At 41.0% G+C, this 15,119-nt stretch carries 8 protein-coding genes, 1 tRNA gene and 2 pseudogenes; all 11 read right to left on the minus strand.

Annotated features, from left to right (window positions below):
* Nucleotides 1–504 precede the first annotated feature (504 nt).
* Nucleotides 505–578 (minus strand) — tRNA-Met (locus tag HWQ42_RS08115).
* 165 nt (nt 579–743) lie between these two features.
* Complete coding sequence (locus HWQ42_RS08120; RefSeq protein WP_292810865.1) at nt 744–3,053, minus strand: peptidoglycan DD-metalloendopeptidase family protein; 2,310 nt, start codon at nt 3,051–3,053, stop codon at nt 744–746.
* Between the two features lie 793 nt (nt 3,054–3,846).
* Nucleotides 3,847–4,308, minus strand: a complete 462-nt coding sequence (locus tag HWQ42_RS08125; protein WP_292810867.1) for a tRNA (cytidine(34)-2'-O)-methyltransferase — start codon at nt 4,306–4,308, stop codon at nt 3,847–3,849.
* Nucleotides 4,309–4,658: 350 nt separating this feature from the next.
* The gene (gene gshA / locus HWQ42_RS08130; RefSeq protein WP_292810869.1) at nt 4,659–5,798 is read right to left on the minus strand and encodes a glutamate--cysteine ligase; all 1,140 of its coding nucleotides are present in this window, start codon (nt 5,796–5,798) and stop codon (nt 4,659–4,661) included.
* A 186-nt stretch (nt 5,799–5,984) separates the two neighbouring features.
* Nucleotides 5,985–7,817, minus strand: a complete 1,833-nt coding sequence (locus tag HWQ42_RS08135) for a hypothetical protein (RefSeq protein ID WP_292810871.1) — start codon at nt 7,815–7,817, stop codon at nt 5,985–5,987.
* A 64-nt stretch (nt 7,818–7,881) separates the two neighbouring features.
* Nucleotides 7,882–8,175 carry a hypothetical protein gene (locus tag HWQ42_RS08140; protein WP_292810911.1) on the minus strand — a complete coding sequence of 98 codons (294 nt, stop codon included), beginning with the start codon at nt 8,173–8,175 and terminating at the stop codon, nt 7,882–7,884.
* A 49-nt stretch (nt 8,176–8,224) separates the two neighbouring features.
* Nucleotides 8,225–8,416: pseudogene (locus tag HWQ42_RS08145) on the minus strand (bile acid:sodium symporter family protein); the annotation flags it as partial.
* A gap of 191 nt (nt 8,417–8,607) precedes the next feature.
* Nucleotides 8,608–8,814, minus strand: coding sequence for a hypothetical protein (locus tag HWQ42_RS08150; RefSeq protein WP_292810873.1), 207 nt, complete (start codon nt 8,812–8,814; stop codon nt 8,608–8,610).
* Nucleotides 8,815–8,988: 174 nt separating this feature from the next.
* A pseudogene (locus HWQ42_RS08155) lies at nt 8,989–9,342 on the minus strand (carboxypeptidase-like regulatory domain-containing protein); the annotation flags it as partial.
* A gap of 205 nt (nt 9,343–9,547) precedes the next feature.
* Nucleotides 9,548–14,026 carry a translation initiation factor IF-2 N-terminal domain-containing protein gene (locus HWQ42_RS08160; protein ID WP_292810876.1) on the minus strand — a complete coding sequence of 1,493 codons (4,479 nt, stop codon included), beginning with the start codon at nt 14,024–14,026 and terminating at the stop codon, nt 9,548–9,550.
* 71 nt (nt 14,027–14,097) lie between these two features.
* Nucleotides 14,098–15,015, minus strand: a complete 918-nt coding sequence (locus HWQ42_RS08165; RefSeq protein WP_292810877.1) for a histone deacetylase — start codon at nt 15,013–15,015, stop codon at nt 14,098–14,100.
* Nucleotides 15,016–15,119 lie beyond the last annotated feature (104 nt).

The raw sequence follows: 15,119 nt of genomic DNA on the forward strand, positions 1-15,119 counted from the left end.
CTCAATCAAAGCCAGTCATCCCCCGATTACTCGGTTTAGACTGAACGAATCGCACTCAGTATTAATGAGTAGTCACGGGCAAGAGTTGATTCCTGTACTTGACCACTTTTAAACTGAGTATACTTTTCCCATAACTCAAGTAGGTTGTATACCTTTTGTTTCTTAGGGGTAGCGGTGTGGTCAGCTTTGTATTTGGCAAGGGTAGGGTCAAAATAACCAGCTAGGATATCTAACTCTATTCGTCGTGCCTGAATCTCAGCAGCAACTTTATTCTCAAGAGTGTCAGTTAGATTTAATGATAAGTATTTCTGATTGTCATTAAATAAAGCTCTAGGAAATCTTAATCTAAGATAACCTTAGATACTTCAATACCAACTTTCATGGTAATCCAATGACTATTTTGGATAGTCATTGGATAGTCAAAGGAGAGTTAAAACAAAGGTTCAGCTTCCATGACCACCAATGTACAGAAGCTGAAACCCTTATATAGATTAACTTTTAAAGTGGCTCAGGTCGGAGTTGAACCAACGACCCCAGGCTTATGAGTCCCGTGCTCTAACCAACTGAGCTACTGAGCCATGTTTTTCCAAATCATTAATTAATATAGCATAGAGATTCGCTCAAGACTAGCCATTTTTGCAATTTTGTTAGAAGTTTCATCCCTATTGAGGTAATAGAAAGCAGAAGAGGGAGGAGACTCCCTCAACTAACAAGGCAATAATTTAGTTACAGACAGCCAAGAATTATAGGCGTTCCGGTAACATAGCTATCGGGTTAACAGCACCTTTACCTGATGGATGGATTTCAAAGTGGGTGTGTGGCCCAGTACTGTGACCAGTGGTACCCATTAAAGCAATTGTTTCTCCCTGATGTACTGCCTGACCAGGTTGCACCAGAATCTTGCTGTTATGAGCATAGCGAGTCGTGCTGCCATCAGGATGGCGGATTTCGACGAGGTTGCCGTAGCCACCATTGTTCCAGCCAGCTTTTTGTATCGTCCCCTCAGCTGAGGCGACAACTGGTGTGCCAGTGGAGTTAGCAACGTCAATTCCTTTGTGCATTCTACCCCAGCGCCAGCCATAGCCAGAAGTAAGGGTGCCCTTTGCTGGCCAGGTGTAAGCTAAGGTTGAGGAAGATGGAGGAGGTGTAAGTTCGTCAATGGGTCTGGGAAGATATTGATCCACTGCTGCCAAAGGCGGTAATACCTGTGGAGAAACTGTGGTTCCTCGCATCTTTCCTAAGGAGTCAGAGGCATTTACTCTTCCAGAAGGCGTTGCAATCCTTGTGGCAGATTGAGTGCGAGAGGGAGTCCACTGGCTAGCAGAACCTAGATTAGGCAAGAATTCTGGGTTTACTGCTTCGGTAGGGCGTACAGTAGTACGGAATTGGGATTTAATTGGCTGAACGCTATAGTTAGCCCGAATCGGTGTCGGGACTGGAATTGGTATTGCTACACTATTTGGTCTAGATGCAGGGTTAGGTACACTGAAATTATTGGGCGTAGAAATAGGAGTGAGCATAGCAGCATTATTTGCTTCGATCGCGGCTGCTGGCACAACTAAATTACCAGACTGTTGAGCGCGATATTTCTGCTGTAACCTCTGGATTTCCGCTTGTAAGCCCCGCAAACGGTCATTATTGTTATTGTTGACCCTTGCTACCCTATTTGTTGGTGCTTTAAACTGTTGCATTTCGGCAAAAGTTTGTGGCACTTGATTTTCACCACCGACGCCATAAGATTTAGCTGTAGGCAGAGGAGCAGTTTCTAAGGCGGTCGCACTATTCGCCTGAACCTGTACAGTTACCGGTGTAGGGACGGCAACGCTACTGTCGTCGGCAATAGTTGGTGATGGTAAACTAGGTAGATATGAGTTGGCACTACCAATATTCAAAGGGGAGGTAGCTACCTTTGGAGTTTTGCTAGACTCTACAAAAGTGGGCTGACTCGCTACAGTTGCCTCAACTTGAACAGCAGGAATTTGAACAGCAGGAATAACTAGTTTTTGACTAATTCGCAGTTCATTGGGATTATTGAGGTTATTTGCTTTAACTAGTTCTGGTACTGAAGTGTTGTATCTGCTGGCGATCGCTGCTAGTGTATCTCCAGGTTTAACTTCGTAAGCTGTATGTGTCGAGGAGGCAATCACTATTGGCGCCGCTGGTACAGATGCACTTGTCTGTGTCTTCTGTTTTAACGTCGATATCAGGTTCGCTTGGCTTGCATCGCTAGAAGTCTCTGACTGGGCTGCTAATGCAGTCTTCTCAACGACAGTTGTCGGCTGCGCCAATTCTATATCAGCTTGTGATAAATTTTTGGTCTCTCCAGACTGCAACTGCGCCAGACTCTTTCTTAAACGGTTCGATTTTTCTTGTAAGCGATTTAGTGCGAACTCTTGTTGCGCCTTAAGTTGTGCATTTATTTCACTGTTGACTGCGCCAGATGTTGCCACTGTTTGTGGTTGGGCAGTTAGTGATGCGTTTGTACTATTAACACCATCAGCACTATAGTCAGTCAGATTATTGACTGTTGGAAAACTAGTTTCGGCTAAGGTATTGTTCAATCCCTGTGCCACTTTGGGCTTCAGGTAAGTGGAATTTTTATAACCTGCGTTTGTTTGAGAAAACGTGTTTGATGCAGGAATTTGCAAAGATATTCCACTTGCCGCGACTTGCCATTTAGCTTCAAGCCCAGGCACTTGTGAGACTGCCGTTGGTTCCACGATTACAGGATTTTCCGGCACGCTCGCTGCTGAGACTGCTTGGGACTCCAGCTTAGTGGAGGCGAATTTCACCTCGGTGTCAGGAACAGCAGGAATAGTTGACGTTGCCTTTTGGCTGCCTACTGGCACCGCTGCTTGGGCTTGATCGCTTTGTCGAGTCACCAAAAGGCTGGTTGCTCCCATAGAGATTGCCAAGCCAATCATCGCCGCTTTTGTCCGCACCCGGCTGTTAACTTTTGGATTCATCACATTTAGCAGTTCTACCGGGGCATCATCGCTGCTGGGGGTATTGTTCAACACAGCTTTTACTCTCTTTTTCAATGCTCGTTTCAAAGACGACCTCCTATGATCACTAGCGCTTAACTGACCTCGATTTTTCAGTTGGATACTAGTCAATGATTTAGATCACAACAAATGATAGATCGCGATCACATTCACCAGAGATGCTTACGCAAGATTAACCTGCTTCTCTGATTTAGACAAGTTCACATCTGTTAGCAAAACTTAAATTTTGCTGTGTTTACTTGTCCGAACCACTCCTAACACCACTTAGGACGATTATTACTCTTTAACCATTATCCGCGCTTGTCTTGCGTCAATCGCGGGGACTGGACAAACTATTTGCCAAGTCCAAGTCGCTGCTGAAAATTAAATTGCGGCGACTTCTGGAAAAGTTATGCCCCCTGCTGTAGATATCTTCAAGATATTTCTACCCCATCCGTCTTCCCAACACGAGACTTTACGTTGATTATTCCCTAAAAAACAACCGTATTAACTATCGGCTACTTTTGGGATGATTTCTGTCCTTCATTGAGCCAAAATAGCTCAAATGTAAGACATGAATGGATTTTAGCAATTTCGTTCCTAGTTTAGGATGTTTTAAATTCATCAAAATCTATCATTCAAATTTGGCAATATCCCAAGTTTCATATACAAATTTCTTATAATAACCTTACTATACTTGTAAGTATCTTCCACTACATTTTACGAATAAATTCAAGTTTCGGTATATTGTTTTACATATTCTTGCTGTCACCAAGAAAATTTTTGCAATCACAAATAAATCGTCTAATAGGTTTCTGGAAAGGTTATAAGTAAATACACTTATGATCGTGAATGTAAGCAACTATTCTAAATAGCCTAACTGACGACGGGTTTCAAATAAGCCAATTGCTACACTCACTGACAGATTCAAGCTGCGAACCCCCGGTTGGCTCATGGGAATATAGAGGGTAGCATCGCAATCTAACAGAATTTCTGGTGGTAAGCCCCTGGTTTCACTACCAAACAGTAGCCAATCATCAGGTTGGAACTGAAAGCTTACATAATTACACTTTCCACCAACCGTATAACCCAACCATCTACCGCCACGCCCTTGATGTACGGTTTTAAAGGCTTCTAGAGATTCGTGATAGTGTAGTTTGACATAAGGCCAGTAATCTAAGCCGGCTCTTTTGAGGTAGCGATCGCTAATTTCAAACCCCAAAGGCCCCACCAAATGCAACTCTGTACCCGTAGCTGCACAAGTACGGGCAATATTACCTGTATTAGGAGGTATCTGCGGGTTAACTAAAACTACCTGAGGCATTATCCGTACAATTTACGTATTGTATAAAACAATTTATTGTCAATGTTAAATCTACCAAAAGGTAGAGGCTATTCATAGGTTTTGTTAATAATAATCAAGCAGCATCTATCGATTAGATTTTTAAAACGAAGTACAAACCATCCCAGAGCAATGCCTGAGAGGATATTTGGCTACAATCGATAAATATTAAGTTTTGTGTAGAAAAGGTAAGTACTTGTGTCTTTTAGGGCTGGTAGTGGCTGCAATAAAATCTACCATTTGTATGAAGACGGGAGTTGGGAGTAGCAAGTAGGGGGATTAGAGGATAAACAAAGTGTTTTCTCAATGCCCAGTCCCCAATGCCTTTTGAGTTAACCCAGCAGAGATGAACATAATTTGTCTTCAAGTTCGATTTCGCGCTCTTGGGTGGCGATAATAGCCTGAGTGATGACGCGCTGGGTGTCAAAACCGACTGCGTGTAATTGCAACCACTGTTGAGCTTCATTGCCTTCGCGGAGGATTTTGTGCAAAGGGGAAAGGAAACAGCTAAAACCTTGTTGCTTGGCGATCGCCCAAACATCTTGGTACATTTGAGCAATCCAATCTCTCGCTACGATGCTTCTACCATCTTGCCAATGTCTTAAATGAGCATCAAGACTACCAGCAGCAGCAGCAGCTTCGTTGTCAGCAGTCAGAGTAACAAGTTCTTCAGCAGAGAAAGTACTTTGGGTTAACGGATCGATGCTAGGGTTTTCGATTATTTGCAACAAACGCGCTTCTAATAAGGCAGTAATCGCCAGTAAGGCAATAGGATCTGTAACTAAATCGCAAATTCGCAGTTCTAAGCGGTTCAAGTCATAAGGACGGCGATCGCCATTTGGTCGCACCGATGCCCACAAGTGCCGCACGTTTTGCATGGTTCCGGCAACGAGTTGATCTTCCACCCACTGGATATGATCGGCGTGGCTGGCAAATAAGGGCACACGGCTAGGCGTTTGTGGAAAGACGCCCCAACGGGTGGAGTGATAGCCAGTAGCTTTGCCATCCAAGAAGGGAGATGAGGCGCTGAGGGCGAGAAATAGGGGCGCTTCCATACGGATGACTCGACATGCCCGCATTAATACTTCTGGGTCACTGATGCCTATATTGATGTGTACGCTAGCGGTAACTACTTTCGTGCCGTAGGTATTCTCAATGTAATCATGATAGGGGTTTGCTGGATCGGAACGGAGAAAGCGATCGCCCCCACCCAAAGATAAAGTACTCCCTGGCACTAAGGTATAATCGCCCAAACGATTGAGGTAGTTTCGCAACTCCCGCCGAGGACGCAGCAAGGCACACAATAAATTTTCGTAATTATGGGATGGTTGGGTTATGTACTCAACGTTGCGGCTATCTGGTTCGCGCATAAACCCATCCAAAGCCGCAACAATTTTGTCGGAGAGGCCGACGATTTCACCTTGAGGCGTGCCAGTGTACATCTCAATCTCAAAGCCTTTTAATAAGACCACCTTGTTCTCCTCGGCTCTCTCTACCTATAAATTGTATCGAACAAGACGAATCTCTGGATCTATCTTTAAGTTAATCAAAGGTTAAGAATCATTTAATTGCCAATCCCCGCGAAATCAAGAGGCATATTTCTGGGCTGGCTTCCGATAAATCTTACTATTGAAGTATGAAAAATATCCTAGTGTAGGTTAAATACGGTACAAAATAAAATCATTGCGTGAATCACTCTCTTGAACAATATTGAGACGTATAAACTGCGCCCATACTTCATCACTAAGTAAGTTTAAAGCAGTTTCGGGATTGTTAATTGCGATCGCGCGGATAACTTGACGCCATCCCTGTTGCAATTGCTCAATAAAAGCTTCTTCAATAGAAATTTGACTTAGCAACGAAAGTGCAGTTTTGAAACTTGCTGAATCACCTGATAGGTTTTGCGATTTTAATCCTTGTAGCGCTACATTCAACCATACAGGCAGAAGTTCAAACCAATTATTTGTCTGTATCTCTTGGAGTGCAATATCTTCCATACCTAGCGCACCCCACACACATAAAGACTCTATTGCAAGTTTAGAATCGCGGTTTTCTAGAGTATTTTGCCATAATTTTTGAGCGTGATTTTGGAAGCGATTAGCGAGAAATTCATAAGCTTCCTGGACTTGAAGGGGAATTGTCACTTTATAAACTGACTCGCCTAGTGGTAGGTAATTGCCGCGATAAGATAGCCAGTTATGAGAGCCGCAAAGATAAATTTCTCGATCAACCATTACTTCTTTGACATGAGAATCTCCCAACCACAAAACCTGTACAGATGGTAAACCATCAGGTGTTTTTATCGCTCGAAGTTTTTTCTCTACTTCTGGTGGAATTGGTTTATCTTCATCTTCTTGTCGCCGCGCAATGCCATGTCCAATTAAAATCCAAACTCCGCGATTAGCTAACTTCTGTATCAGAGTAATAAATTTATCATTTATAACTACCTGATTTATCCAAGGAGAATAAATTAGTATCTGATGTTTAGCCAAATTTAAAACTTCTGAAAAAGCTTGGCTAATTTGTCCATCGCGTAACTGTACAGCTTCAACTAACCCAGTAGAATTATCTATTTTTACATTGTTTACTGTGGCAGCCTTTAGCGCCTTTTGGCGAATATTTTCGAGTCTAGCTTCTATTTCAGTATTTTTCTGCCTGAAAATAGCTTCACTTTCAAAATTGATGGTTTCGGTTGATAATTTACATAACGCTTGCAAGGATATTTTACCTTCAGCGTGTATAACTTCTAACCAATTTGATGCTGACTCTAAAATTTGCTTTCCATTTCTTATTTGGATACTCAATTTATTCTCAAGAGTATCAAAGATAACGAAAAGCGATATCTTTCTCCAAATTTTTTGAGTGGAAGCTAGTACCTTAGAGGAAGTGACAATTTTTCCCTCTTCTGGTGAATGAAGTGCTAAACCTGAAGCTTGAATACTTTTTTGGATTTCCTCAAGAGGTAAGGAAGCAATATCAGCAATTGTATTATCAATAGTTATAAAGTCTGCCAAATCAGGCAAATTTATTACTGTCTCATTTAAGGATTCAGATTGAAAGGTTATCTTGTCGCTTAAAGGGTCTGTAATAGCATAAATTTGTATAGGATATGGCGGCTGTGGTACAGATCCTTTTTCATAAAATGAACGTCCTTCAGGAGTAACTGTTAGTGGCGATGTTGCGGATAGAGTTTGTAAGGAACGAAGAGTTGTAGTAGTGGTTTTAATAAATACAGAATCAAGCCCAAGTATAGAGGCTAATTCATCCTCTGTTGGCGGAGGTTGAAATTCAATAGCAGCGCGGATGATAAATTCTTCGAGTACGTTAAACTGGCGTGGTTCTTTGATGCTCACTTCTACCGAAGTTTGACGCAAACTATAACGGAATTGACGCGCTGCTAAAACTGATAAGCTCGGATTTGGCGCTTCAATTTCGTCTACAACATTTTTGAGATTGTCATCAATTGGTTTAGCAGAAGAGGCTAGAAACATCAACGTAACAAGATTGGATAATTCAATTTATACAAATACTTGTAACCCATAAGGCAAAGTAATTTTATGCTTTCAATAACCTTTGGCGACGACTAGACCACCAAGCAAATCCAGCACAAGTCACAAACATTAGTAGACCATAAATTGCCCCAGGAATAGCCATTATAGTACTATTCAGCAGCGTAGGTGTAGAAGCGATCGCGATCGCTAGAGTCCCATTTTGAATTCCTACTTCTACTGTAATTGCCGTAACGCGTTTTTCTCCTAATCGGGTTAAAGTTGCGATCGCAAAACCTAAAGCCATTGCAACCACATTCAAAACTAGAGTTGCCCACCCTACATCTATTTGTAGCGCCACCGGGACAGGCTGCTAAAATCATCACACCTACTGCTAATTGTGAGTTAAGGGGAAATACTGACGCAATGCCAAAGCCCACAATCGGCAACACGATCAACTGCGCCACTAAGCCAATCACCACCGCTTTGGGATAGGTTACAACTCGCTTGAAGTCCTCTAGGGTCAAGGTTAACCCCATACCTAACATGATAATAAATAGAGCCAAGGGCAGAAAAACAGCCGTCAGAAAATTTGCTTCCATCCTTAACCCGCGTTGGTAACAATAAAAGCTCCTCTGGATTTTACCGTATTCCCGTTAAAATTCTAGTTATTGCTTGTGACAATCAATATAATTAACTACAGATAAACATAGATTCTCATAGAGGCGCACAGATGTACGCCCCTAAGCAAGCCTTATTTCATTCAAATGAGAATTGCTACAGCAGTCGGGCTTCATGGAAGAGGAGTGGTTTCTACCTCTTCTAAGGATGGTGAAGATTCAGAAGAACTAACGTTACTTTCTGGTGTTGAAAGTTCATCATTTACAACTCCATCCCATGAATAATTGCAGATTTTAGTGCGAAGTAATGTACCAAATGTCAGGTTAATTACTACAGCGAAGGAATCGATAAAAATTAGATTCAAAAAGCGATCAATCATTAGACCCCCTTGAGCTAAATTGAGCATCAAGTGATAGTTGCTTTCTGACTACACCTGCCACAATGTCTTTTCCAGAAATGCATAGTGTATTAATACTTCTCGGTTGGGTAGCACAGCTAACTGTGCTAGCCTAATATAAATATAATTTGGGATAGTTTATTTTTTGGAAGTCTCTTAGGGGATTGACGGCTGTTGTAAATTAAGCTCTTGGAATGCTTCAGAAGACTCTTCCAATTTCATGCTACCAGCAGATTTACCGTTGATTTTTAGAGCGTATTTACCTTGGGGCAAGCCTTCTAAATAATAGACTCCAGCACCGTTGGTAACAGAAAAATGCCGAGTTCCCCGATCTGGTTGTATAGCTTCGACCCGTGCGCCTGCGATCGCTTGACCTTGAGTATCCGTGATTACCCCCGATCGCGTGTAAGAACGAATTAGCGGAATCATCACAGGGGTATAACTCTCAGCAATCACATCAACGGCTAAGGATTCAACCGCAGCCTGCCAATCAGGCGGTAAACCTGCTGGTGATAGTAAATTGCGTGAAAATATTTAGCCCAAGTTACGGTTTGTCAAATTTAGGTTTTTTGCATCCGTATATTCGTGCGATATATGCCAATACTATTTGGTTGAGGCAAGAGACGCGATGAATCGCCGTCTCTATAATAATCACCCTTTCGTCTTGATGGCGATTTATCGTATCTTTGCGATATTGAGATTGTCATCAATATGTTTAGCTGAAGAGGCGAGAAACATCAACGAAACCTCCATGAAGACTGACAATATTTGAAACTTCAGAATACATACTTCCGACTTTACCTGATTGATGGGTAAATAAATTATGACAACCCACAATTATCAGGAGTTCTTGAGCACGGGAAAAAGCAACATTTACCCGTTCTGGTTTCTTCGCAAATCCTACATCCCCTTTACTATTGTTGCGAACCATACTGACAATTACAACAGGTCTTTCCATTCCTTGAAATCTATCTACTGTACCAGTACGAATTTCTAGCGAAGGGAAAAGTTCAGATTGCAGACGTTCATCAATTTTTCTTAATTGAGCGCCATAAAATGTAATTACGGCAATTTCTTTTTTTGGTTCACCATTAGCAACTTTAGAAGCCCAAGTAGCCTCGAATTGTTGACACAGACGTTCAATCGCATCAATTTCTTGAGTATTAAAGTATGAAGTTCCATTTCGTTGCTCTAAAAACTGATTCTCTATAGGCGTTTTTACCCAGAGAAGATGCTGAGATTCTTGGATAATTTCGCCTGCTAGATGATGTGCGCGTTTCGTATCAGGCTCCAAAATCCCAGATTCTAGTTTACCATCATAAAACTGATTGATTGCTCCCATAATAAATGGATGCATTCGATATTGTGTAGTTAGCATTTGTTTGATGCTTTCATCAGCAGATTCAAACTGACTTTTAAACAATGATTCTTCTAAGAATTGTAGTTCATCTCTTGTATTACCCATTGTTTGAGCAACTTCTTCTATAGTGCTGGTATCAAGCATGGGTGGTAATTGCCGATGATCGCCTACCATGACTAACTTTTTGCCTTTCAAAGCTGGGATTAGTAACTCTGGTGGAGTACACTTACTAACTTCATCAATGATAACGACATCAAAGGATTTGAATTCTTCCGAAAAACCTCTATTTGCAGCTTGAACGCAGGTGATACCGACAACGTTTGCATTATCTAAATATATGCGCCTTAAATCGTCGCGATCGCGCTCATTTGGCTGTCTTAATTTTCCTATCCAGTCTTGAACAAAATTCTGATATTTATTGAGATAAGTTTCGTCTTTTTGTAGTTGCTGTTGCCAAGATCCAAAGCTAATATTTATACTACGTAATAATTCTATATTAAACAAGTCATTAGCAAATTTTTCTGGTTTAAATTTATCCGGTATTCTTTGCCATTCTGTCAACCACCAGCTTCTTTCTTCTATTAAACTTTCTGATGGCTGTGGTTGTAATTTATGTTCTATTTCGCGTAAACTAATTTGTAATTTTTGAAGCTGCGCTAGAGAGTTTTCAGTTTCTTCTTGTAGCTTTGATAAATGCTCGTTTAGAGAATTTTTAATTATCTCTAGCACAGCAAAAGGTTCTAATGATGAGATTAAGGTTTCAAGCTGACTGATAGAAGTTTCCCAGTAATTTACTTGATTTGCAAATTCTTGGGGTTGCTCCCAAATGTTTGATTGGGTTGCAAGATATTTTTCAACTAGAATACGTAATTGAGCAGGGATATTTTTTTGATTAAGTTCTTGCAAGATATTAATAACTATTCCAAGTTGGGAATTAGCATCTTGCTGTGCTTTTTCCACCTGCGATTGAGTAATAGATATTTGCTGTTGGCTAACTTCCTTTTTCTGAAGTTCATTTAATTGTCGTTGCAGATGCTGAAGCTGTTGTTCAGTTTCAGTTTTGACTTTTAAAACGCATTGACGCGCATTTGCAAGGATAGTATCTAGCAATTCTTCTGTAAGGCGGGTGAGAGTAGAATCAATGTTATTCCATTCCCATGATGCACCATAAGTTCGTTGCATTCTAACTAAGAAAACCTGGGTATTCTCTACTAGTAATTTTCGCTGTTTGGGGTTGAGTAGCTGATAGTTATTGAACTGTTGATAGGTTTCTTGCCATTGGGTGCGATCGCTCTTTGATAGCACCATTGGAATCTGGCTAAAATTTTGTTGTAAAAAATAGCTAAAATTATGCTGTTTACTCTGTCTATCAGTAAAACCTCCATCTATTTCATAAGCGATCGCTTTTGTCAACAACTCCCATTCTGGTAGGCTAATTTTATAAGTTTTTGGTACTATGGGTAGTTTTAATGTATTAGCAAACATCAACAAACCTAGCGGCAAGTCAACTAAATTTTCTGTGAGTGGTAAACCTGATTGATGACATTCTTTTAAAGTTTGATAGAGATGAGAAGGTGCTGTAGATTTCCATTCCTTAACTGCTGAGATAATGTAATCTATTTCCCGTTGGCGGTTTTGCCATATCTGGATTGTTTGCTGTATATTTTGCAGTTTGGTAAGATATTGCTGATAATCTGGTTGTAACTGATTCAATGAGGCGAAATTTTGTTTGACAACCTCCACTGATGCTGCAACTTCTAAGATGGCTTTACTTACCTCTTGAGCATAAGTCAAAGAAGTTTTAAATCCAGAAATTTCTATTGCTACAGTTTTATGCAACCAAGCCGCTAAACCAAAAGCACCAAGCGCTGGACGCACAAAGCCAAGCTCATCAGTATATTTGATAGTTTTACGAACATTTGCTAAAAATTCTTCTACTAAACTGTTACCTTCTGTGTAGGGCTTAAGAAGTGGCAAAAAATCTGTAACTTCTGAGGCTTCCCAGTTGATATTTGGTGCAGTATTTAATATATTTTCTAATCCTGCAATTAGTGATTCAACCTCGTTATGTTTTTCTACAGTTTCGTTGTAACATTTTTCTTGATTTTTAAAGTTAGCCTCTATTTTTAACTTATTTTTATTGAATTTAGTTTGTTGCTGATTAAGTTCTTCCTCTGCTTGGAAGTAGGCTGTAAATCTTTGTGATGATGCCAGCAATTGACTGAAAATTTTGATATTTTCCAGCCGTTGAGTCAGATTATTTTCACAGTCAGTTGCAGTATTTTCTAGCCATCTGCCAATCACTTGGTCTTCTAAAAATGGCTGTCCTTCTTCCCCAACTTTTTCGGCTCTACCCTTGCGTATAGCCCGAATCACTGGGTTATGAACTAATCGGCTCAGGGCGTTATCTACTGCTAAATTGGCTTGAGATGCAATTAGAGTGCGTCCACCGCGAAGGGCAATTTGATAGCAAATTTCGGCAATTACAGTAGTTTTCCCAGTACCTGGTGGCCCTTGGATGAGAACAAGATCCTTAGCGGCAAGTACCTTTTCCACTGCTGCTTTCTGACCAGGATTAGCAGAAGATAATAATAAATCTTGTGGTTGAAGTTCAACAGTTGTTTTGATGTGTCTAGCCTGAGAAGCATCGAATAAAAAGTTACCCAAATACGGATTTTGGGTGTAACCGTTATTCAAATCATCTAAAGCTTTTTTCTTGCGCTGAATCTGCTGAATATCACCAACTGCTTCAAAACACAAAAATCCTGTATCTGGTAACTTATAACGCTCTGCTGCCATAAATTCAGCTAAGTCGCGTTCTAATCTGAGGCTGATAATACAACGGTTGGGGTCAACTTCTTCAACAGTCCCTAATTGACGACCGCTAATCCAATTTTTGCCGACGGGAGCAGTTTCAAAAAGCTTTAAATCTTCGTTTTTTGTGCGTCTTGCTCGTTCCCAAAAGTTTTCTAATTCGAGGGAATTTTGATAAAAGCCGTCAAGGGTGGCTGAAGCTACATCTATTTCAAAACTAATCCGTCTTTTGAAGTTATAGTTATGACTTACATAACGCACGCAAAACTGACGTGCTTTCGCAATTTTTTCTTCAATCTGCAAAAACGCTTTCCAAGCTTTAAGCTGCTCTTCTGTGGGTACATTTTCGCCACAAACTGGTGCGCTTGCGATGCGTTTCAATGTTGCAGCCGGAATGTCGAGATGATGCTGATGATTAGGTAGAAAACGTAAGCGACAAGGTATAGCATAGCTATCAGCGTGTCCCCGTGAGGGTTGTAATAACTGAGCCGATAGTATTTTTAAACCGCCGCGTCCATCTTTTGGTACAGCCGCTCTAAAGCCTAATGTTTTTCTGAGCTTCTCAAGTCTTGTCGGTAACTGAAAATCATTGCTGTCTGTTGCTATTGTCAAATCCCAAATTTCTTCTCTTGCTTCTTTTCCTGCACCTTTGCGACGCACATAAAATAGAGAAGGCTTTTTACCGACGCATTCATACATTAACTCATTGGCGCGATCGCGCCGCTCTCTAAATTCGGGATATGATTTCAAGGCAGCTTCACCTTCAAGATGGCGGATAAAGCTATCAATTGCTGAAGCTATAAACATATAGCCCCAATCTTCAGAGTTTGTTTTAGTTTTCGAGGATTTTGCTGTTAGTTTATTTATCGCTACACGAATGCGTTCTGCATCAGATTCTGAGATTGCACTAGTATGGCTTTTAACTGCAATTTTTAGTTTTTCACAAATTACTAATAGCTTCTTGCTATCCAAATTCAATTCTTTTGCTAGTTCGTATATTCTGAGTTTGCCGTTGTTCATCCAGTACTTCCTTTGCCGACAAAATAGTGTTTAAAACTCTACAATTTGGGATAGTATTGCCCACTAAATGACTATAGTTTGTACTGATGGTAAACTTCACTGGCGGCGCGATGCAGCAGGGAATGCCGCCAAACTAGGGATTTCATGTCATCAGCATAACCACCACCAATGACGCAAGCGACAGGATAACCGCTATTCACACAGGTACTCAAAACCTGCATTTCCCGGCGAAAAATGCCAGCATCGGTAAGAGCCAATTTGCCCAAGCGATCGCCTATATGAGGGTCAACACCAGCATCATAAAATACTAAGTCTGGCTTGACTTTAGACAATAAATCTGATAAGTAATTTGCCAAGGTTTGTAAATAAGCGTCATCTTCCATTCCCACCGGCAAAGGAACATCCAAATCGCTGTTTTGTTTCATACCGGGGAAATTGACTTCGCAGTGCATGGAGAAAGTAAAAACGCTATCGTCGCCTTGGAAAATATAAGCTGTGCCATCTCCTTGATGGACATCTAAATCTACAATTAGAATTTTTTGGACAAGTCCAAATTTTTGTAAAACGCGACAGGCGATCGCTAAATCGTTGAAAATACAAAAACCTGACCCATAACTAGGAAAGGCGTGATGAGTTCCACCAGCAGTATTACAGGCTAAACCCTGGCTTAGTGCCAGTTTCGCAGTCAGTATCGTACCACCTACCGCTACACAAGTACGATTTGCTAATGCTGGACTCCAAGGTAAACCAATGCGTCGCTGTGCTTTGGGGTCTAGGGTTCCTTCACAGTAAGCTTGAACGTAGCTTGGGGTATGGACTAACTCTATAAATTCTGGTGGTGGACGTTCGGGAGTGTGAAATTGTTCTTGATTCGCTACACCATCGGCTAACAGCAATTCGTAGAGTTGTCGGAATTTAGACATCGGAAAGCGATGTCCTTCAGGTAGAGGAGCAATGTAATCTGGGTGGTAAATAATTGGCAAGTCCATAAGGAAAGAAAATCTCAAGCAGCTAATCCGACAACAAGGTAAAATTTAGCCATAATCACAGCAAAAATGCTGCTCTCCTAAATCTAAAATTTCAAATTTAAAAT

It is taken from the genome of Nostoc sp. JL23, assembly GCF_017115065.1.
Taxonomy (GTDB): Bacteria; Cyanobacteriota; Cyanobacteriia; order Cyanobacteriales; family Nostocaceae; genus Nostoc; species Nostoc punctiforme_A.

What these genes read in the sequence shown, in the direction of transcription:
- HWQ42_RS08125 (WP_292810867.1), bottom strand. Translation starts at nt 4,308, where the DNA reads ATGCCTCAGGTAGTTTTAGTTAACCCGCAGATACCTCCTAATACAGGT.
- HWQ42_RS08135 (WP_292810871.1), bottom strand. Translation starts at nt 7,817, where the DNA reads ATGTTTCTAGCCTCTTCTGCTAAACCAATTGATGACAATCTCAAAAAT.
- HWQ42_RS08150 (WP_292810873.1), bottom strand. Translation starts at nt 8,814, where the DNA reads ATGATTGATCGCTTTTTGAATCTAATTTTTATCGATTCCTTCGCTGTA.
- HWQ42_RS08160 (WP_292810876.1), bottom strand. Translation starts at nt 14,026, where the DNA reads ATGAACAACGGCAAACTCAGAATATACGAACTAGCAAAAGAATTGAAT.
- HWQ42_RS08165 (WP_292810877.1), bottom strand. Translation starts at nt 15,015, where the DNA reads ATGGACTTGCCAATTATTTACCACCCAGATTACATTGCTCCTCTACCT.